Origin of the sequence: Paenibacillus phoenicis, assembly GCF_034718895.1 — a bacterium.
GTDB classification, from domain to species: domain Bacteria; phylum Bacillota; class Bacilli; order Paenibacillales; family Paenibacillaceae; genus Fontibacillus; species Fontibacillus phoenicis.
This window is the reverse complement of record NZ_JAYERP010000001.1, coordinates 4,150,204-4,171,644: the sequence shown is the minus strand read 5'-3', so window position 1 is coordinate 4,171,644 and position 21,441 is coordinate 4,150,204. Positions and strand designations below refer to the sequence as shown.

The window sequence follows — 21,441 nt, the reverse complement described above, 5'->3', positions numbered from 1 at the left end:
AGGATAGTCATATAAAAAAAGTGAAAACCCCCGCAGGAAAAAGAGAAGAAGCCCCCAAAAAAGGAGAATTTCCTGCCATCCGCCCCTGTTGTATAGTAAGCAGCAACCAAGCCATGAACTTACCACCCGAAAGGAGGATGCCGATGCAAACGGAAGTCAGGCAGGCCCGTGCCCCGCTCCCCGTTAAACGACGGAACAGCATGGCGGCCTTCAAGCGGCAATGGCCATTGTATCTGCTGATGCTCTTGCCGATGACGTTCTTTATCGTATTTAAGTACATTCCAATGGCGGGCGTCGTAGTTGCTTTCAAGGACTACAACATTTTTCAGGGGATCTGGGCCAGCGAGTGGGTCGGATGGGACGTATTTCGCGAGATCTTTGGGATGCCGCAGTTCTATAAGGCGCTGCGCAACACCTTGATGTTAAACGTCTTCTCTCTGCTGACGTTCCCGGTTCCGATCATCCTGGCGATTATGCTGAACGAGCTGCGGGTCCATTGGTACAAACGCGTAAGCCAAACCTTGCTGTATCTACCCCACTTCATCTCTTGGGTCATTGTCGGCGGGATGGTGCTTCAATTACTCGCGACCAATACGGGCAGTGTCAACGAGTTGATCAAGAGCCTCGGCGGCCGGCCGATTCCGTTCCTCGAGGACACGGTGCTTTGGATTCTGACCTACACAGGAGCCGGGGTTTGGCACTATGCGGGCTGGGGAACGATCCTTTATTTAGCAGCGCTTACAAGCATCAATAAAGAGCTGTATGAAGCCGCTGAAGTAGATGGGGCCAGTCGGCTACGACGAATCTGGCATATTACGCTTCCCGGGATTAAGCCCACGATCGTGGTGCTGTTTATTATCCAAATCGGCCATATGGCGGATATCAGCTTCGAGCAGCCTTATGCCCTGCAGAACGGCTACGTCATGGATGTCGCTCAGGTGATCAGCACCTATGTGTACACGGTGGGCATTCAATCAGCGCAATTCGCGCTGGCAACCGCCGTGGGATTGTTCCAATCGGTCATCGGGCTGATTCTGCTGCTCACGGCCGAACTCATATCCCGAAAAGTAAACCAGCAAGGCATCTTCTAGCTAAGGAGGGAGCTCACGTGATCCGGAATCCGGTTGATAAAGTGATCGATACAATCGTCATCGTGGTCATCGGTTTATTTGCCTTGTTTTGCGTCGTGCCGATGATCCATATCTTTGCCTTATCCTTCAGCGGCAACCGGGCCATTATGTCCGGGGAGGTGTTCCTGTGGCCGGTCGACTGGAACTTCCATTCCTATTCCGCCGTATTCGGGGACATCTCCATGATGCGGTCCCTGTTGCTGACGGTGATTCTGGTCGTCGTCTATACCGCGGTCGCTTTGGTGATGACCATTATGGCCGCGTATGCGTTAAGCCGCAGAAACTTCAGTGGCCGGAACGTGATGTTTGGGCTCATCATCGTCACAATGTTTTTTAACCCGGGGATCATCCCCAATTACTTGCTGATCAAAGAGCTGGGCCTGCTCAATTCGCCGCTGTCGCTCATTTTGCCCCTGATGATTAATGCGTTCCTGCTGATCATTATGAGAACTTCCTTCTCCGGCGTTCCTCATGAGCTGGAGGATTCAGCCTGGATGGATGGCTGCGGCCATTTCCGCTTTCTGCTCCAGGTCGTGCTGCCGCTTCAGCTGCCGATCCTTGCGACCATCGGGCTTTATTCGGCCGTGGACCGTTGGAACATGTTTCAGGACGCTTTGTTTTACATCAACGATAAAAATTTGTACCCGCTCCAGCTCAAACTTTATCAGATGGTCATCAACAGCCAGGTGAACGATGCCACGGCGCAGGAAGGCTTTAACGCCGCGACGCCGATTCCCCAAGGCATTCAGTCAGCCAGCATTATGTTTGCTACCGTGCCGATTTTGCTGGTCTACCCCTGGCTGCAGAAATATTTCATTTCCGGCATGCTGCAGGGGGCCATTAAAGGATAGGCCCTAGCCTGGCGGGAAGCAGCCCGATGTTGATAGCTGCTCTTCGGTCTCGATACCGAAGGTCACTATATTTAAACCAAATCAAAAGGGAGGCAACACCATGCGCAAACCATTTCGCTCCTCGATGTTCGCCTTAGTGGCGCTGGTCATGGCCGCAAGCTTCGCTTTGGCGGGCTGCGGCGGCGGAGGAAGCAACAGCTCATCCAGCGGAAACGGAAAGGACAGCGGCGGGAACACCACAGCTACGAACAATGCCAAGGAATCCGCACCGAAGGGGGAACGCATTACCTTAAAGGTGGAGCTGTTTGACCGGAACAATACGCCGGCTGGGGAACCGCCAATTACGGATAACTTCATGACCCAGTATATCCAGAAAAGCTTTGGCGACCCGAACAACATCGACGTTGAATTCGTGACGGTGCCGCGCGCCGAAGAGGTCGATAAGCTGAACGTCCTGATGGCCTCAGGCTCTGCTCCGGACATTGTGTTCACGTACAGCAAGCCTACCGTGCAAAACTATGTAAAAAGCGGAGGCTTAACCGACCTGGGACCGCTCATCGATCAATACGGCCCCAATTTGAAGAAGGTGCTGGAGCCTTCCCTGCCCTACGGCGTATTTGACGGGAAGCAATACGTCATCCCGGCACTGCGCGTGATTCAAGCCCAAAGCACGACCTTCATTCGCAAGGACTGGCTCGATCAACTGAACCTTCCGCTTCCGCAAACGACGGAGGAATTTGTGAATGCCATGCGTGCTTTTAAAGAGAAGGATCCCGGCAAGACGGGTGGCAAGGTCATCCCCTACAGCTACATCGACGTGTTCCATATGATGCCGTTGGTCAATTCCTTCTGGAAATGGGATGAAATCACGGATAGAGATCTGTACTCGGTTCCGAGATGGCTGCAACCGGGGAGTAAGGACGGTTACCGGCTGCTCAACCAGATGTACAATGAAGGACTGATCGATCCGGACTTCGCGCTCAGCGACGACTTCAGCCAAGCTTTTGCCCAACAGGTTGTGAACAGCATTGCCGGGGCAGGCACGCCAAACACCAATGAACCGGTTTATAACGGGTACTATGCCAACCTGAAAGCGAACAATCCGGACGCGGTACTGGAGGCGATCGATCCGTTCTCTACCCCGGACGGGAAGCATCCAAAGCCGGTGTATGACCCGATTGGCGCATACATCATGGTTCCGGCAACAAGCAAAAACGCAGAGGCGGCTGTGAAATATTTGAACTGGATGGCTGACCCAAGCAACATTCTCGTGCTGCAAAACGGCGAGGAAGGCGTCTCGTACGAAATGAGCGAAGACGGGCTGCCGGTGCTGCTGAATACGCCGGAAGCTCAGAACCTGCTGTACAACTATTACGATTACTGCATCATCCTGAACGGCAAATACATTTCCACCGAGGATCCAAACAAGAACATTGCCGCCAACGCCTTCGATCCCGACTTCAAAGATTTCACCGTCAAGAGCATCCAAGTCGGAACGAATGACGGGTATACCCTGCCTCGCGTAGATATCGCGGTGGATGCCGAGATCAAATATGCCAAAATTCTGGAGGATTTCGAAAAAGAAATGCTCGCGAAGATCGTCACGGCCAAACCGGATCAATTCGACAAGGTCTATGACCAGAAGGTCGAGGAATACATGGCCATGGGCGGCAAAGCTGTCATGGAAGGGAAACAGGCGGCTTACGACGAGTTTTACAAGAAGTAACAGATAACGGATCGGGCCTTTCGGAGTTGTTCTTCGGAGAGGCCCGATTCACATCCAAGCTAAGGAGGGAACCCGAGTGATCCATGTAGCAGTGATCGGAGCCGGTGCGATATCCCCGGCCCATATTCAAGCGTATTTGCAATTCCCGGAGCGGTGCCGGATCGTGGCGATCTGCGATATTTATCCGGAGAAAGCTCGGCAAAGGGCGGAGGAGTTTCAGTTGGATGCGGACATCTATGCCAACTATTCCGAATTGCTCCAGCGCAGCGACATCGACCTGGTCTCCGTGTGCACCCCGCCGTATACTCACGCGGAGACGGCGATCGCTTTTTTGAACGCGGGCAAGCATGTGATTGTCGAGAAGCCGATGGCCTCCTCGCTGGAGGAATGCGATCGGATGAACGAAGCCGCGGAGCAGAGCGGAAAAATATTATCCGTCGTGGCCCAGAACCGGTTCACGACCCCTATGATGAAGCTGAAGAAGGTGTTGGACACGAAGCTGATGGGGCCGATCGTGCACGCGCAAGTCGACTCTTATTGGTGGAGAGGCCACTGTTACTATGATCTGTGGTGGCGAGGCACCTGGGAGAAGGAAGGCGGCGGCTGCACGCTGAACCATGCGGTGCACCATATCGATATTTTTCAATGGATGAACGGCATGCCGGCGGAGGTCACTGCAGTGATGAGCAACACCTCCCATGACAATGCCGAGGTGGAGGACATCTCGATCGCCATCGCCCGCTACGACAACGGGGCGCTGGCCCAGCTCACCAGCTCCGTTGTGCATCACGGCCAGGAGCAGCAGTTAATTTTCCAGGGGAAGCACGCGCGTGTGTCTGCACCGTGGAAAGTAGCGGCTTCTGTTTCCAAGCCAAACGGATTCCCTGAGCCGGACGTAGAGCTGGAAGCGAAGATTCAGCAGGCTTACGATGAGCAACCTGAGCTTCGGTATGAAGGTCATCGCGGCCAAATTCAAGACGTGCTGAATGCGATTGAGCATGGGACACCCGTGCTGGTGGATGGCATTCAAGGCCGCAGAACGCTGGAGCTGATTACGGCGATTTACCAATCCGCAAGTACCGGCCAGACGGTGAAACTGCCGTTGGGTCCGGATAGTCCCTTTTATACACGGCAAGGGATATTGCAGAACGCGACTTATTTTTACGAGAAGAAGACCAGCATCGAAAACTTCAGCGACAATACGATCACCTCGGGGGGCAACAGCTAATTCACGAAAGGGGCAGACGCCATGACGAAGAAGCAAGATGGCATGAATTATGCGCCGAAAGGAAAACCCAATCCGGTAGTTGGAACAGGCGAATTTCGCTTTGCGGCGATCGGATTGGATCATGGGCATATCTACGGAATGTGCAACGGGTTGATCGAGGCCGGGGCGGAGCTCGCCGCGGTGTATGACCCGGATCCGGAAAAGGTGAAGCGGTTTGTCGATACGTTTCCGCAAGCGAAGGCAGCGGCGTCCGAGGAAGAGATTTGGGAGGATCCGCAGATCCGGTTGATCGCCGCAGCCTGTATTCCTTCGGAACGATGCGCACTCGGGCTTCGGGCGATGGAGCACGGCAAGCATTATTTTGCGGATAAACCGGCGTTTACGACGTTGGAGCAGGTCGAACAGGCGCGACGGAAAACGGAACAGACCGGTCTTAAATGGGGGATCTATTACGGGGAACGCCTGCATGTTGAGAGCGCTGTGTTTGCCGGCCAGCTAATCGAGGAAGGCGCCATCGGGCGGGTCGTCCAGGTCATTGGCACAGGGCCGCATCGCGCTAATCCCAAGGCCCGGCCGGAATGGTTCTTTGACCCCGACTGTTACGGCGGGATATTATGCGATATCGGGTCCCATCAGATCGAGCAATTCCTGCATTACGCAGGCGCTAAGGATGCGAAAGTGCTGCATAGCAAGGTGGCCAACTACAAGTTCAAGGAATACCCGCGATTTGAGGACTTTGGCGATGCAACGCTGGTAGCGGATAACGGGGCGACCTTCTACTTCCGGGTGGATTGGCTGACTCCCGACGGTTTGGGGACGTGGGGCGACGGCCGCACCCTCATCTTGGGGACGGATGGCTACATCGAAATTCGCAAATACATCGACATCGCCCGGGAAGCTTCCGGCAATCATCTCTATTTAGTGAATCATGAAGGCGAATTCCACTATGACTGCTCCGGGAAAGTGGGATACCCTTATTTCGGCGCATTTATTTTGGATATCCTCAACGGAACGGAAACTGCCATGACACAGGAGCATGCCTTTAAAGCGGCGGCTTTATGCATTGAGGCGCAGGCGCAAGCGATTCGGATTGAAACGGATTAAGAAGAACCCGTGGAGCAAGGAAGGGGCTAACCCAACCGTCATCGTGGATGATGGAGGAGCAGCCCCTTTCTTGGCCTATAGCGCATTGAAATTACAGCGGCATCGCTTTCCCGTCGATACCAATCATCACGGCGTGGGTATCCGCGTCCAGCTTCCCTTCGGCCAAGTCGAGAATCGCCCGCGCCGAATCCCGCGGATCGCCGGGCGCCTGACTGCCGCCCATCGGGGTCCGTATCCAGCCTGGATGCATGGCGTACACGCTGAACCCCTGCGGCACCAGCTCCTTGCGCAGCTGAGCGGTAAAATAGTTGAGTGCGGCCTTGGACAACGCATACGGATAATCGCCGCCATATGCCCCGGCAAAACATCCGGCCTCCGAGGATACGTTCAGAATCAAGGGCCGATCACTCTCTTTCAGCAGCGGCAGGAAATGCTTCACCATCTTCATCGGGCCGTACAGATTGGTGCGGAACGTATTCTCCACCGCCGCGAATTCCAATCGCTCGATCGGCTGCTCCCGTGCCAGCAAGATCCCCGCGTTGTTGATCAGCGCGTCCACCGTTCCCCATCTGGCAGCCATGGCCTCCTTCGCTTGAGCAATCGAATCTTCCTCGTCGACATCCAGCTCAAGCAGCGTCAGCTTCCCTGGCGCCCCCTCCTGCCGTGCCTTCAACGCTTCCACGTTCGTATCCAGCGAGCGCATGCCGGCAGCCACCTCATGGCCGCGCCGCAATGCTTCCCCGACGATTTCCAATCCAAGTCCCTTCCCCGCTCCTGTTACGATCAGTTTCATCGTTCAACCTTGCCTCCTTTGGTTGCTATGAATCCGTTTACATTTCTAAGTGCTGATGAGTCCATGGTCCAATGCATCCCCATCTTAGCATATTCGCGCGCATTCCGGTACAAAGCAGATCACTAGTAAAATGAAGGACACGAACCTGCGGCACAAATGCCCATCTCCGCGAATATACTGCAGCAAGAACAAAGGAGGAATGGATGGAAATGCCTAATATGTATTCACCTTACGGCGGTACGCCAAGCCAAGTAAGCCCGACGAGCCAAGAACCGATGGGCTACAATCACAAGAAACAAATGATGGAAATGTGTAAAAAATATCATCACCACCTCATGCAAATGGAAGGCAACGACGGCAGAATGTATGAAGGGATCATCGACGGAATGGACGACGACCACGTGTACCTGCTCGTTCCGGTGGGAGATATGGATGATCGCGCGTTCGGTTCCCCTTATGGCGGTTACCCTCCCTACGGTGGCTTTGGTTACGGTTACGGCTATCCGCGCCGCTTCCGCCGCTTTATCCGCCAGCCGTATCCGTTTTTCTTCTTCAGAAGATTTTTCTTCCCGTTTTTCTTCTAAACTTAAACGCAAAAAACAACAAGGCCTCCTGCAATTTGCGGGAGGCCTTGTTGTTCTTAGGCTTGGCTGGAATTGGTGTGATGCGCTTCGTTGTGGGAGCCGCGACGGCGATAGACGGTGCTGCCGATCCGGGCATACACGCCCCGCAGGGATCGGATATGATCGTAATTGGGATAAATGATCAAATCAAGCAAGTACGCCGATCGCCGGCTGCCGGGTATTCTTCTCCGATTAAGTGCGTCGATGATTCCGGCGGAAGAATGGATGCCGATGCCATGGCCATAATAGCGGTCTTCGCCCAGCATAATGACGTTCTCCCCTTGCCATTCCGGGGTTTCGGGATTATGGTCCGGATTTTTGAAATAGAGAATATCTCCGGGATAGGGCCCCAGACGCAAACTTCCTTGACGAAAACCCAGATCACTGTCATACTGCCAATCGTAAAGAAGCAGGTTGGTAAAATACGTATTAAACGCCCGACTGCCGATCTGATCCAGTACAGCCTTATACATCACGATCATCATCGCCATCGAGCATTCGAAGCCATAAAGCGGACCGTTCCGGTAAATGTCGAGAATGGCATCCGCCGGCGCTACTCCGTTTCTTAGCCGAAACCCTCCCTCCTCCGTGCGGTTCCAATACAGCTCATTGCATCGGGATTTACGGTAGACGGCAAATTGGGCCCCACTTCCATTCAGCGCCAAGGCCGAATCGACGATCGAGTTGCGGAGAGCCAGTTCGAACAGCAATTCATCTAAAGAACCGTAACGATAGGGCACCGGGCTTCGTTCTTGAGCCTGCACGATTTCCCTTTGAAGCGGAGGCAGCGTCATTTGAGCAAGTTGACTCTTATCTTGTGGCGGCAGTAGGATCAAACCTATTCCCCTCCTTGTCAATATTCAGGTGAATCTAGGTTAGTGTACGTGCGGATGTCTGGATTGGTGCCCGGCCGTATCGAATCTACCTGTTCCAGAAATGCTAATCCCATAATTTATATGAAGGGGGTGACGCGAAACGATGAACGACCGTCAGAAGGATATTTTACATATGCTGCTTACCGATGCCCGGCCCCACTTGGTGATCCGGGATATTGCCTTGCACTTTGGCTGTTCGGAGAAAACTATACGCAACGATCTGGATGAAATCGATCAGTATTTAACCCAATCGTCAAATGCCCGTCTGGTCCGCAAGCCCGGATACGGGGTCGCCTTGGACATTTCCGAGCCGGACAAAGCCCAAATCACCGCAGAACTGCTCCGATCCCGGTCCATCAAGCCAAAGGAACAGGAAACGGAGGAGGAACGGCTGATCGCCGTGGCCTACCGGCTCTTGATGGAGACGAAGCCGGTAACGATCCAAGAGCTGGCCGACAAGCACTACACCAGTAAGACCGTGATCAAAAAAGACTTGGACGCTTTGCGGGATTGGCTCGCGAAATGGGACCTGATCGTCGTTTCCAAGCAAAAGGTCGGCGTCTTGATCGAAGGGAAAGAACGGGATAAGCGCGCGGCGTTGTCCAAGCTGTCCCAACTCACCGGCGAAGCAGGCCAAGCCTTCATCAAGGATCGATTTGCTCCCCATGAGCTCGATATCGTCACTCGGGAGCTCAAGCAGCTCGAGCTTGATGCGCAGCTTGCTTTTACGGATGAAGCGTTCGACAATCTGCTGATTCATACGTTGCTGATGATTCGACGAACGAAACTGAAACAGCCGATTACCTTCTCCGAGCAAGAGAAGGTCTTTGTCCGCGGGAAGCCGGAGTTCCGCTGGACGGGAGCCTTCATCCGGAAGCTGGAGCGCTTCTTCGCCGTGCGCTTCCCGGAGGATGAAGTAGCTTATCTGACCGCTCATATTCTGGGCGGGAAGATCCGATCCCGGGCGCGGATCGAAACGGCGGAGCCCGGAGCAGATCCATCCGCGGAAACGGCGGAGGTCCGCGGTTTAGCAGAGACGCTCGTCCGGAAGATGTCCGCTTTGACCTGGGTGGATTTTGGCCAAGACGAGGCTTTGATGGAAGGGCTGCGCATTCATTTATATTCAACGTTGAACCGGTTAAGCTACGGGCTCACCGTATCGAACCCGATGCTGCAGGATATCAAGAGAATGTATCCCTACATGTTTGATATGGTGATTTATGCGACGAGAGAGTTAAGTGAAGGGTACCCCTTCACCATTCCTGAAGAGGAGGTCGCTTATTTGACGCTGCATTTTCAGGCCGCTGTGGAACGGCTGAGCCAGCCGGCTGAGGGAAGGAAGCGAATCGTGACTGTCTGCCATATGGGGGTGGGCATGTCGCAGATCTTGCGCAGCAAGCTGGAGCGGAAGTTCCCCGAACTGCATGTATTGGATTCCGTTCGGAAAGCCGATCTCCCCGGGTATTTGGCTCACCATTCGGTTGACTTTATCATCTCCACAATTCCTTTGGAGAATGTGAACGTCCCCTATATCACGGTATCCCCGCTGCTGGAGACTGGCGAAACGCAGAAGATCGCCGACTTCATCGGCAAGTTGGACCAAGAATCCGGTCACGCCGAACACGCTGGCTCGATTCTGGGCATGTACACGCAGCCTTCGCTCATCTTCCCGCGCCTGACCATCGGCCATCGATTCGAGCTGATCGAGCTGTTAGGGAACGAGCTCGCCAAGCAGGGGTTCGTTGAGCCGGATTACGCGCATCAGGCTTTGCTGCGGGAACGGCTCTCGTCCACGACCATCGGCGGCGGCATCGCAATCCCCCATGGCGATCCGAAGCTGATTCGCACCTCGCGGATCGCTGTTGCCACCCTGGAAGAGCCGTTGGAATGGCAGGAAGAGAAGGTGTCCGTCGTATTTATGCTGGCGCTTGCCCCGCAGGAGCAAGAGATGACGAAAAAACTGTTCCAGCGCCTGTCCTTGCTAAGCGAACAGCCTTCAACCGTTGAGCGGCTCGTGCAGGCACGGACTCCCGAGGAGCTGCTCAATTGCTTATAGGGAAAAAAATCAGTTTTTCCGCAACTTCCGGTAATATAAAGTTCTTTTCCGCCGTTCCTTTTGCGATAAGATGAGTCATGTAAACGATTTCGATCTTTGATTACAGGAGGAAACATCCATGAAACTACTGGCGATTACCTCATGTCCCAACGGGATTGCCCATACGTACATGGCGGCGGAAAATCTGCAAAAAGCCGCCGACAAGCTAGGTATTGCCATGAAGGTCGAGACCCAAGGCTCGATCGGAGTGGAAAACGAATTCACGGAGGAAGATATCCGCCAAGCGGACGGCATCATCATCGCGGCCGACAAAACGGTAGACAAACGCCGGTTCGTCGGCAAGAAGCTGCTCGTTGTTGGTGTGCAGGAAGGCATACGGAACCCCGAGGCGCTGATCCAACAGATGATTCGCGGAGAAGTGCCGGTATACCAAGGACAGGATAACAATGAAGGTACGCCGGCCAAACAGACCGGCGCCAAGCAGCAAAACGCCTTTTATCGCCACCTGATGAGCGGTGTCTCGTATATGATTCCGTTTATCGTCGTGGGCGGTCTCTTGATCGCCATCGCTCTCTCGATCGGCGGCGTACCTACTCCGGGCGGCCTGCAAATTCCAGAAGACTCGTTCTGGAAAACCATCGAGAAGCTGGGATCTGCGTCCTTTACGTTTATGGTACCGGTGCTAGCCGGGTTCATCGCGTTTAGTATCGCCGACCGGCCGGGTCTCGCTCCCGGGATCATCGGCGGTTACATCGCCGCCAATGGCAGCTTCTACGGAAGTGAAGCCGGTGCCGGCTTCATCGGCGGGATCATCGCCGGTTTCCTGGCGGGTTACGTTGCACTTTGGATCAAGAAGTGGAAGGTGCCGAAAGCGATCAATCCAATCATGCCAATCATCATCATCCCGGTTCTCTCTTCGCTGATCGTAGGTCTCGCCTTCATTTACCTGCTTGGCGGCCCGATCGCCCAAGTGTTTGAATGGCTGACCAACTGGCTTGCCAGCATGCAAGGAGCCAGCTCGATTCTGCTGGCCTTGATTCTGGGCGCCATGATCTCCTTCGACATGGGTGGTCCGGTTAACAAGGTAGCGTTCATGTTCGGCTCCGCGATGATCGCGGAGGGGAACTATCAAATCATGGGTCCGATCGCCGTTGCGATCTGTATTCCGCCGATCGGTCTGGGCCTGGCAACGTTCTTGTTCAAACGCAAGTTCCATAATGCCGAACGGGAATCCGGCAAAGCCGCCTTTACGATGGGCTTGTTCGGGATCACCGAAGGTGCGATTCCGTTCGCATCGCAAGACCCACTGCGCGTTATTCCCAGCATCATGGTCGGCTCGATGACAGGTTCCGTCATCGCCATGCTGGGCGGCGTCGGCGACCGCGTAGCTCACGGCGGTCCAATCGTTGCCGTACTTGGCGCCGTTGACAATGTCCTCATGTTCTTCGTGGCCGTCATCGCGGGTTCCATCGTTACGGCCTTAATGATCAAATTGCTGAAGAAAGAACAGGTCGAGCCTCAGCTCGCCGAAGCGAGCGCTGCGGACGAGGCGGCTCCAGCCATGGAAACGCCACGTGCGGAGAACGTCCGCCCGGTAAGCGTGCCGGCTGCCGAAGCTCAAAGCACAGTTCGCAAGCTGACGGATATCATCAGTTTGGATCTGATTGAGCCTTCCCTGTCCGCGTCAACACGGGACGGGATCATCGACGAAATGATTGCAAAGCTGAACGCTGAAGGTGTGCTGACCTCCTCTGCTGAGTTCAAGCAGGCGATTCTGAAGCGCGAGCAAGAAAGCTCTACCGGCATCGGCATGAACGTCGCCGTACCGCACGGGAAGTCGGTGGCGGTGCTGAAGCCAAGAGTCGTATTCGGGATCAAGCCGGAAGGCGTGGATTGGAGCAGCGCGGACGGAACGCCCGCTAAGTTGATCTTTATGATCGCTGTCCCTGCCGAAAACAAAGGCAATGAGCATTTAAAAATTCTGCAAATGCTGTCCCGCAAGCTGATGGATGACGCATTCCGCGAACAGCTGCTGCAGGTGAAAACCAAACAGGAAGCTTATCAGCTGCTGGATCAAATTCAATAATTAAACTAAGGTCCCCCGAGCCGTTGCGACGGCTTCGGGGGAATTTGCTTATTTTTGCAAATGATAAGGTACAGTCGCAATGACGATATCTTTCTTGTTAAACAAATAAGCTCTAAGCAACAAGCTCGACTGATTATGCAAAATATTCTGCCACCAGTGCCGAGGAATAAACTGAGGAATCAGGACGGTAATGTGATCGGTCTCCGCCGTTTTCCATTCCACGGTATCAATGAACTTCATCAGCGGCCGGATAATGCTGCGGAAGCTGGAGCGCAGCGTAATGAGCCGAACCCCCGGATTCCATTCCTCCCACTTCTTCTCCATCCGTTCGATGTCCTCATCATCAAATCCGACATACACCGCAACAACGTTATCCGTCAGCGATTTGGCGTAGCTTAACGAGTTCATCACGACACGGGTAACGCCCGCCACCGGCACGACGATCGTGCTGCCCTTTATGCAAGGTTTGTCTTTATCGATGTCAATCCGAAGCTGGTCGGCGATATTGATATAATGTCGATGGATCTGGTAGAAAATAAACATCACGAGCGGCAAGAAGATGAATACGAACCAGACATGTGAAAACTTCGTGATAATGAAGATGAGCGTAATGCCCAGCGTCGTCAGCATGCCAATCGTGTTAATCGTAAACCGGAACACCCAACCTTGCGGCTTGCGCTTGATCCAGCGCACCATCATCCCCAGCTGGGACAAGGTGAACGGAATAAATACCCCAACCGCATAGAGCGGAATCAGGCTTTCCGTGTCGCCGTGGAATCCAAGAACCAGCAGCGCCGAGGCTACGCCCAGGAAGATAATTCCGTTTGAAAAGCCAAGCCGGTCACCGCGCACCATAAACGCATGCGGCATGTATTTATCTTTGGCGAGCATAAACGCCAGCAGCGGGAAGGCCGAATAAGCCGTATTGGCTGCCAGAAACAGGATTAACGCTGTAATGCCCTGGATCAAGTAGTACAAGATCCCGCGCCCAAAGGTCGATTCAGCGATTTGAGATATTACGGTGGCCTTCGGATCCGGAGCAATTCCGTACCAATAGGCCAGCGCACTAATACCGATAAACATGGTGCAGAGAATGACACCCATCATCACCAGCGTGGTTGCGGCATTCCGCTCCGCCGGCGGCTTGAAGTTCGGAATGGCGTTGGACACCGCCTCAACCCCGGTTAAGGCCGAGCACCCCGAACTGAACGCCTTGAGCAGCAGGAACAAGCTGACGTTGGATACGGCCGTCCCGAACTCCGGTGCGCTGGCATGAATCCCGCCAGTCCAATACTTGTAGAGTCCCGACACAATCAGGACGAAGATGGAGGCCACAAATAGATATACCGGAACCGCCAGCATTGAAGCCGATTCCGTGACCCCACGCAGGTTCATGATGGTCAGTATAGTAATCATCAGGAGGGCGATCAGCACCCGCTGATCATGCAGCATAGGGAATGCGGATGTTATGGCATCTGTACCGGCTGACGAACTTACAGCTACCGTCAGTATATAATCAACAAGCAGCGAGCCGCCGGCCAGCAGTCCGGTTGACCGCCCCAGGTTATCCATCGCCACGATATAGGCCCCGCCCCCGGTCGGATAGGAGAAAATCGTCTGGCGGTACGACAGAATCAGAATCAACAGAAGCCCAAGTACCGCAAACGAGATCGGGATCGAATACCAGAGCGCGGAAAATCCCGCCGCCATCAGGACGATCAAAATCTGCTCCGTACCGTATGCCACGGAGGACAACGCGTCCGACGACAATACGGCCAATGCCTTAAGTTTGCTTAGCTTTTCTCCTTCAATTTCGGTACTTTTCATCGGTCTGCCGATCAGTACCCGCTTCAGTTTGCTTACCATGATGAAATCCTCTTTTCATTCTCAAAATAGCCTTCAATCCTGATCCGCTCGTAGTCCTTTAGGCTTCCCATTCCTGCAGCGAACAACACAAAAAGGCCGCAGGAAAGTTGGACCTTCCCGCAGCCGCTTTAAAAAGTTCAAGCAGATCACTGCGACAATTCCCTCTTTCGGACGCTTACGGAGTTAGCTGACGGATTCGGGCACGAAAGCAGCCCTACGCAGTTTGGCCAAGTTGGCCAAATCAAGCGATTCACCCCGGAAACCCGCCCTTTTGGACGCGTTTCATTGGTTCCCCCGTTTCTTTCTGAAATAAAGAAAGAACTCAGCGATCAGGTATTTTCGCCATATCAAATTGCTACGGATGAATCATACTCCCCGCCTCAAGAAGTGTAAAGATGAGGAAAAGGCGAATGGGTCGGAAAATGGGATCGACCTTGTTCGAGGAAGCGCATACATCATCCTCTTGCATTCATTTTTGAGGGCAGGCTTGAATTATCGAAGCATACATGCAAAAAACACCGTAAGGAGCGACATCCAGTCGCTTCCTACGGTGTTCTGATCTCAAACCGATACAGGTTTAAAACGAGAGTCCTCTCAACTTCTTATCCAGCAGCTCGAACGCCAGCTGCAGCCGATCTTCCGGCACCTCGCTATAGCGATCTCCGATACTGATTTCAAAGGTACTTCCCCCATCTGCCTTCTCCTTGACGAAAGAGGTTAAGCCAACCCCGGTTTCCCGATATACCTCAATCAGCACGGGCTCCAATCGATCCTTGGGAACGTCCGAATGAACATGGAACATGTTCGACACCGGGATCGCCGGGACGGTCTTCATCCGATGACATTGATTAAACAGACTGGAGAGCTCCTGCGCTTGCCGATAATACATCCCCATCTTTCCTATGCGCTGCTCATAGTAGTAATCCGCACTCAGAAAATAAGGATACAAGCTGATGAGATCCCCGCCATGGCGTCTTTTCCACACCTTAGATTCCTTCGTCAGCTCCGGATCCCCTGCCAATATGGCTCCGGCGATTCCGCCGATGCCTTTGTAGAACGAGATATAGACGCTGTCGAACAGGGCGCAAACCTCTGCGGCGGTTTTTTCGTAGTAAGGCAACACTTCGAACAGTCGGGCTCCGTCCAGATGTAGCTTAATGCCCCGCTCCTGGCAGTAGGCGGAAATGGCTTCAAGCTCCGCGAACGGCGGCAGCTGACCGCCGATTTCGCGCTGCGGCAGCTCCAGCAGCAGGCACGAGACATCCTCCGGCAGTTGCCGAACGTCCTCCATCTCAATCAGCCGATCCTTATCCGCCAGGAGAATCGGCTCCAGCCCGTGCAGTTCCTTTAATCCGTCTTCCTCATGAATTTCCAAATGGCATAAAGGATGATAGGCCACACGTTTCGATCCCTTACGGTCGCACCAAATCCGTAAAGCAATTTGCTGCGCCATCGTGCCGCTCGGAAAAAATACAGCCGACTCCTTGCCGAGCACCGCAGCCATTTTCCTTTCGAAGGCTTCCAGCGCTTGTCCTGTACCGTACATGTCGCTGTCTACCCCGCCGCTGATCTCGGCAAAAGCCTGCTTCAGCACCTCTACATTCCGTTTTCCGTGGCCCACCACTTGATAAACCGTCCGGTCAAAGGCCGCCTTCAGTGTCCGCCTATCCAGTACCCCATCATTTCCATACATGCTCCTCGCCGCTCCTCTCCCATGCTGTCTGTCTAGTTTGTATGATCATGCTTATTATAGCGCCATTTGAAGCAGGAATCGATTATCAGTAACGAGTGGATTTGTTACTACTTACTCCACTTTGAAGTTTTCCACTTAGTGAATCATTTCGAGCGAAAACAATGCGCTCTCCTTGATCTCCAGAGCGAACTCGATAGACCAAGAAGAATCCTCTGTGGAAGCCTAATTTTGTCTAGCTACTGAAGAGAACCTAACAGTGAGCAAGGCACGGTTTTTATCTATCTTCATTAGCACTCCAATAGAAGTCGAATCCTCCATTTACAGTATCACTCTCCCTAACTAGAATCGATGACTAACTGAATACTTTTTTACCATTTTTATAAAAGAAAGAACGCCTGTAAATACAAGCGTTCTTCAAAATGATATGAATACAACCCAGTTTTACTACACAATTTTCTGATTAACTATTTCAATTTCAACTAATGTAATTCATTTACAATGAAGCCGGGATACTTTGATCCGAAAAGTTCCCCTCCTCATCAACCGCTCTAACAGTCCATACAGTATAGTCTTTTTAAATCAACCGTTCTAACATAGATTTTCTTGAAGCTACTACCGCTAACCGTAACTGACACTGTATAGTCCAGCCAGGTTTCCGAACCTTCAATCCGATACTGTGATTTCCATGTACCACTTTGATCATCAACCCCATCAAAAATAGTTACTACAAAACTAGAATTGCTCCAAAGTTCCGGACTTATTGCGAATTCAGGAGCTGAAGGCGGAAGCAAATCTATATTAACCTTGTATTTCTGCGTTTTTTCAATATTACCGTCAATATCTCTAGAACGATAATAAATGATTGTCTTATCTTGATCATTTATCGGAAAGGGTTGAACATAGCGATTCCATGTCTGTCCTCCATCAAGACTGTACTCCGAATAGTCAATCGCGGAGTGCTCGTCAACTGCATTCAAACCGATAGTCACCGGGCTAATGTAATAAGAGTTCTCGCCCTTTGTACCTATCACTTCAACGCTCGTCTCAGGTGGAAAATAATCCTGCTTAATCGTAAAATTAACTTCTTTAGGATCTTCGATGTTACCCATATTATCGATCGATTGATAAAGAACGTGATAAACCCTTTTCTCCGAGGAAATAACTGGGGTTGTATAAGTTAACCAACTCTGGCCATTATTCCCATAATATATGCCACTTACATGTCGATTCCCAATTAGTGAATGGGTCGTAATTGGAGAATCTGATGCTGTTGCTGTTGCTATCGTCCATCCCCCCCGTACATGGGGAGAAGATGGACAAAAATAGTGCAAAACATATAGAAATGCTCAAATATCGTTTCATAGAAATCCTCCACATAAAATTATTTAATCTCGGACTTCTCTACTTCATGCCATAAATAACTAAGCAATATAGGAGGAGTATAGATAGGCATGATCCATTGGTAAGTCAAATCTAAAGTCAACTCACCAAGCCAAAATCGCCCTTTCTCATCTAGCTGCATTTTCCATTTTCCACTAGCAACAGCCTGTCCTTTATCAACTCGCTCTCTGGCTTCTTCGTATGAGAATTCCACTCCTTTTTTGCGTTCAATTTCTTCTAGAGCCAACTCATAATTCCGCTTCTGTTCCTGCTCCTTCTCCTCGGTGAATTCCGAATCGAATACGACAGAAAAGTCCAGGCCTTTGAACTTATGACTTTCTATTAAGTCTTTGAAGGCTTCGGTGACATATACTAGCGTAGAAGCTCGCTCAACAAATTTAAAAATATACGTCTCTGCAGGTATTTTTGTAAAATCAAATACTAACTTATTGAATCCTGCTAAAGATCCGTCTTCATATGTTCTAATATCAGATCGCTTCCAATCGACGCAGTCCAATACCTTCGTCACATTGATCATGTATAAATCCAACTCATCATGTAACAATGGTAAAAACTCAACTTCATCTTTTACAAAAGGTTCGATGACTTCTTTGACACGAGCAGAAATTACAGGTTTTGAGCTTAAATAAACTGGAAAATCCCTGTAACTTTTCTTACTTACAGTTCTCACTTTTATTGGAGTCCATAAATCGAGTTTTGGTTCTCCATCAAAACTATCTGTAATCGGATGGTTCTCGTCGTTATCAGAAGTGATCACCATTGATTTGCTATAATTATAATTCCATTCATAAACCCGCATTTTAAGCCACCTTTTCAATTGTTTAAATTCCCCAATTTCAACCTACCATTAAGTAGTTCCTCACGAATATAATTTATTTCTTTGAGAACTTTATCCTTATCATTTCGTACTGGGTCAATTCTCCGCCAAACAAACTCATAGTAACTAATTGCATGACCACCATTATGGGTTGTCATTGTCTGCCCATCTATTACCGTAGTTGAAACTCCCCTTTCCCTAGGTAAGTAAACACCGTTAGCAGAGGAGTTTAGGTCAATGTCATGTTTCTTCAAAATACTCTGCAAGTCTCTGGCAAAACTATTCGTCGCTCCATGAGGTACAATATGATGACTAGCCCAACCGTTTGGCTTGTCCATCCCCGTTGCCTTTTTAATTTCTGCCTCTAGTATTGCGGAAGATCCACCACTGGTTCTAGTCGTTAATCTTTTCGGGCTTACTTTAGCATAATTTTGAATCTCGCAAACTTCTAAAAGATTGTGCGTTAGTATGCCCAAATCGGATATATAGTAAGTATGGAAACCACTTACAGTAAAGTTATAAACTTTCGTGTCTTTATAATTTACCTTTAAGGCATCGACCGAAACAAGTCCCCCGTCCTCAGTTTCCAATTGATCGCCCGGTTGCAGATCCTCTGCTGGCACCCAGCCTTTTCCTTTTACCCAGAAAGGATGATTCCCAGTAGTATCAATCTGTGTATCGCCGATTTTTATAATAAATATTTCCTCAGACTCGCTGTTGAAGAGTTTCTCAACTGGTTGGTAAGCTTGGATTCCCGTTTCTGTATCCTTGGCAAGAACCAGATCGCCAACCCTTACCTGTTCAATCGGCTTAACTTTAGTTGTAATACTGGTTCCAAAAAGGCATTTTGTCGGCTATTGACCCCGATGCGCGTTTCGGTTGGAAGAGCACTACGAAGTCCTTTTTCGGCTATAAAGAACACATTGCCATGACCGAAGAGGAAATGATCACTGCCGTAACCGTTACCGGAGGAAGCTCGGAGGACGGAAAGCAATTCAAAGAGCTCTTGAACCAATCGCTAGCAACCGGAATTGAAGTCGATGAAGTCATTGTCGATACCGCGTATTCAGGTAAAGATAACTGAGCCGAGATGAAATCCAAAGAGATCCGGCCTGTTGTCCCACTAAATCCAGTTGTACATAACGGGGGCCTAAGGCAAGAGGGCTTTGAATACAACAAGGATGCGGATTTCGTGATTTGCCCGGCAGGTGAGCACAGTATTCGTAAAGCTGTACAAGGAAGCAAGAAAAGTGGCGAAAGCCGTTCACTTGTCTTTTACTTCGATACGGAGAGGTGCAAGACTTGCCCGCTTAGAGAAGGTTGCTTGAAACCGGGAGCGAAAAGCAAGACCTATTCCATTCGGATCGTGGCAGAGCACTTCAAGGAACAAATCGAATTTGAGAACAGTGATACGTTTAAAGAACGCATTCGCCGCCGACCGATCATTGAACATAAGAATGCCGAACTGAAAAGATTTCATGGGATGACCAAGGCCAAATACCGTGGTCTATTTCGCATGCGAATACAAGCCGTACTTACCGCTTTCGTGGTAAATGTGAAGCGAATGGTAAAGCTGAAAGAACAAATGCAGCCCGCCTCTTAAAGGAGAAAACGGACTGCATTTATTTGTTTTACGCCACATTTTAGTCGGAAGCCCCAGCGTCTTATGCCCTCAACCCAAAATGAGGGTGTTTTGCAGGGCTCTTATATTAGACGCTCTTTTTCATCAAAAACTTTATTAATTTCTTATAGTTTGAACACTTTCGTCAAATCGTTCATATTCTCGGACAGTTCTACCAACTTACAGGAGGTCTTCTCGATATCACCGAAGATCCGTTCCTGCGTACCAAGCTGATCTTGGATATCGCCGGACACTTGCAGGCCAGACTCGATCGTGGTGTTCACATCCTCCAGCGTTGCGGTCATTTCCTCCAGCGCAGCTGCTTGCGTGGTGACCCCATCGGAAATATCGTTCAACATGGCGAAGGTGTTCTCTACATTGTCGATGATTTGCTCGATATTGAGCTTCACGTTTTCCGATTGCGTTACACCCTGCTGAACCTTCTCTTCCGTTTGGGCAACCGCAGACACAACGCTGCCAGTGCGAACCGTCATATCTTCGACTAAGCTGCTGATTTCCTGAAGGGAGCGGTTCGTATCCTCGGCTAATTTCCGGATTTGTCCGGCTACCACTGCGAACCCTCTTCCCTCTTCCCCGGCCCGGGCCGCTTCAATCGCCGCGTTAAGGGCTAACAGGTGGGTCTGTTCGGAAATTTGTTTAATGATGCTGATAACCTCGGTAATTTTCTGGCTTTGTTCCTCAAGCCCAAGCACCTCGCTGTTAACGTGCTTCGTATTCGCTGCGAGCTCGTTAATCGCCTCCACGATCGATTCCACCGAACGCTTCCCGCCTTCGGCGGAATGCATAACCGATTGGGCTTGCTCCGCAATGCGGCTTGTCAGTTCTGCCGTCGTCTGCGAATGGTTCGTAATTTCGGAGATCGCAACCGCCGTTTGCTTCATGCTTTCTGCATTTTGGGTAAATACGGATAACAAATGCTTGATGCCTTCGTTAATTTCGTGCACCTGCCCATTCGCCTGCTCAATGATGCGGTTTAACTCTTCCGAAGACAGCGTCACTCGTTCGGAGGAGGATTGGATGGATGCGATCAAATGCTTCAGGTTATCTCTGGCCTTCTGAATCGAGCGGATCATTTGCCCGGCTTCCCCTTGCTGAAACGTATGTATTTTGGTGGATAAATCATTTTCGGCCATGGAATTAGCGAGCTTCGCGCCTTCTTTGAGCGGACGAACTAGAAAAGCTTCGGAGATAAACGCAGACACCACTTGGAAAATAAGAAAAATGATCAATGCCTTTAATACCAAAGAGGGGGTAATCAGTTTAAAGAAATCATTACTCTGGCTATAGGATAAGGTTACAATAAGAGCGGTGTTGGAGACGAACATGGCCAAGAAGACAAGCACCATGATTCGGGTCCGGATAGAAATATTGCGAATTCGATTCATCTTAGTATCACCTGGTTTATTCGTAGTATGGTAAAAATCAAAATCCTCTGGCACATTTTTTTATCCGCTCCAGGTATCTCCTCCCATTCTCGAGATAGGCATTGAGTTCCAAATCTTGCATGTGATTTTCGTTATATAGTCCAATATATAGTCCAAATTGACCAT

Annotated in this window: 16 protein-coding genes, 1 pseudogene and 1 riboswitch; of the genes and pseudogenes, 9 read left to right on the top strand and 8 right to left on the bottom strand. The window is 51.0% G+C overall.

The window, feature by feature from the left end; genetic code table 11:
- Nucleotides 1-143 precede the first annotated feature (143 nt).
- The 5 genes from U9M73_RS19675 to U9M73_RS19655 all read left to right on the top strand — a co-directional run bounded on the left by U9M73_RS19675 (nucleotide 144) and on the right by U9M73_RS19655 (nucleotide 6,039).
- The gene (locus tag U9M73_RS19675) at nucleotides 144-1,091 is read left to right on the top strand and encodes an ABC transporter permease (RefSeq protein WP_009223835.1); all 948 of its coding nucleotides are present in this window, start codon (nucleotides 144-146) and stop codon (nucleotides 1,089-1,091) included.
- A gap of 17 nt (nucleotides 1,092-1,108) precedes the next feature.
- A complete protein-coding gene (locus U9M73_RS19670) occupies nucleotides 1,109-1,981 on the top strand; it encodes a carbohydrate ABC transporter permease (RefSeq protein WP_323078694.1) in 873 nt (290 codons plus the stop codon).
- A gap of 100 nt (nucleotides 1,982-2,081) precedes the next feature.
- Entirely contained in the window at nucleotides 2,082-3,707 is a 1,626-nt protein-coding gene (locus U9M73_RS19665) for an extracellular solute-binding protein (protein ID WP_009223833.1), read from the top strand.
- Nucleotides 3,708-3,783: 76 nt separating this feature from the next.
- Nucleotides 3,784-4,935, top strand: coding sequence for a Gfo/Idh/MocA family protein (locus U9M73_RS19660; protein WP_009223832.1), 1,152 nt, complete (start codon nucleotides 3,784-3,786; stop codon nucleotides 4,933-4,935).
- A 21-nt stretch (nucleotides 4,936-4,956) separates the two neighbouring features.
- On the top strand, nucleotides 4,957-6,039 hold the full coding sequence (locus U9M73_RS19655) for a Gfo/Idh/MocA family protein (protein ID WP_323078692.1): 1,083 nt from the start codon (nucleotides 4,957-4,959) through the stop codon (nucleotides 6,037-6,039).
- 91 nt (nucleotides 6,040-6,130) lie between these two features.
- Here U9M73_RS19655 and U9M73_RS19650 read toward each other — a convergent pair whose 3' ends face one another.
- Complete coding sequence (locus U9M73_RS19650) at nucleotides 6,131-6,832, bottom strand: SDR family NAD(P)-dependent oxidoreductase (protein WP_323078691.1); 702 nt, start codon at nucleotides 6,830-6,832, stop codon at nucleotides 6,131-6,133.
- A gap of 203 nt (nucleotides 6,833-7,035) precedes the next feature.
- On the opposite strand from U9M73_RS19650, the gene U9M73_RS19645 reads away from it, so the two are divergent.
- Nucleotides 7,036-7,416: a hypothetical protein gene (locus U9M73_RS19645; protein WP_009223829.1), complete on the top strand. Its 381-nt coding sequence runs from the start codon at nucleotides 7,036-7,038 to the stop codon at nucleotides 7,414-7,416.
- A gap of 56 nt (nucleotides 7,417-7,472) precedes the next feature.
- On the opposite strand, the gene U9M73_RS19640 is transcribed toward U9M73_RS19645, so the two are convergent.
- A complete protein-coding gene (locus U9M73_RS19640; RefSeq protein ID WP_323078690.1) occupies nucleotides 7,473-8,291 on the bottom strand; it encodes a protein-glutamine gamma-glutamyltransferase in 819 nt (272 codons plus the stop codon).
- A 142-nt stretch (nucleotides 8,292-8,433) separates the two neighbouring features.
- On the opposite strand from U9M73_RS19640, the gene U9M73_RS19635 reads away from it, so the two are divergent.
- A complete protein-coding gene (locus U9M73_RS19635) occupies nucleotides 8,434-10,386 on the top strand; it encodes a BglG family transcription antiterminator (RefSeq protein WP_323078687.1) in 1,953 nt (650 codons plus the stop codon).
- A 118-nt stretch (nucleotides 10,387-10,504) separates the two neighbouring features.
- Nucleotides 10,505-12,472, top strand: a complete 1,968-nt coding sequence (locus tag U9M73_RS19630; RefSeq protein ID WP_009223826.1) for a fructose-specific PTS transporter subunit EIIC — start codon at nucleotides 10,505-10,507, stop codon at nucleotides 12,470-12,472.
- Between the two features lie 48 nt (nucleotides 12,473-12,520).
- On the opposite strand, the gene U9M73_RS19625 is transcribed toward U9M73_RS19630, so the two are convergent.
- The 5 genes from U9M73_RS19625 to U9M73_RS19605 form a co-directional block, all read right to left on the bottom strand.
- Nucleotides 12,521-14,338: an APC family permease gene (locus U9M73_RS19625; protein WP_323078685.1), complete on the bottom strand. Its 1,818-nt coding sequence runs from the start codon at nucleotides 14,336-14,338 to the stop codon at nucleotides 12,521-12,523.
- Between the two features lie 157 nt (nucleotides 14,339-14,495).
- A riboswitch (cyclic di-AMP (ydaO/yuaA leader) is annotated at nucleotides 14,496-14,676 on the bottom strand.
- A gap of 239 nt (nucleotides 14,677-14,915) precedes the next feature.
- Complete coding sequence (locus U9M73_RS19620) at nucleotides 14,916-16,031, bottom strand: threonine aldolase family protein (protein ID WP_009223824.1); 1,116 nt, start codon at nucleotides 16,029-16,031, stop codon at nucleotides 14,916-14,918.
- A gap of 548 nt (nucleotides 16,032-16,579) precedes the next feature.
- A complete protein-coding gene (locus U9M73_RS19615) occupies nucleotides 16,580-17,140 on the bottom strand; it encodes an OmpL47-type beta-barrel domain-containing protein (protein WP_323078682.1) in 561 nt (186 codons plus the stop codon).
- A gap of 272 nt (nucleotides 17,141-17,412) precedes the next feature.
- Nucleotides 17,413-18,231 (bottom strand): imm11 family protein, encoded by an 819-nt coding sequence (locus U9M73_RS19610; protein WP_323078679.1) that lies wholly within the window; start codon nucleotides 18,229-18,231, stop codon nucleotides 17,413-17,415.
- 14 nt (nucleotides 18,232-18,245) lie between these two features.
- Nucleotides 18,246-19,055 (bottom strand): polymorphic toxin-type HINT domain-containing protein, encoded by an 810-nt coding sequence (locus tag U9M73_RS19605; protein ID WP_323079172.1) that lies wholly within the window; start codon nucleotides 19,053-19,055, stop codon nucleotides 18,246-18,248.
- 29 nt (nucleotides 19,056-19,084) lie between these two features.
- On the opposite strand from U9M73_RS19605, the pseudogene U9M73_RS19600 reads away from it, so the two are divergent.
- Nucleotides 19,085-19,852: pseudogene (locus tag U9M73_RS19600) on the top strand (transposase); the annotation flags it as partial.
- A 143-nt stretch (nucleotides 19,853-19,995) separates the two neighbouring features.
- On the opposite strand, the gene U9M73_RS19595 reads toward U9M73_RS19600, so the two are convergent.
- Nucleotides 19,996-21,276, bottom strand: a complete 1,281-nt coding sequence (locus tag U9M73_RS19595) for a methyl-accepting chemotaxis protein (RefSeq protein ID WP_323078678.1) — start codon at nucleotides 21,274-21,276, stop codon at nucleotides 19,996-19,998.
- Nucleotides 21,277-21,441: the final 165 nt, after the last annotated feature.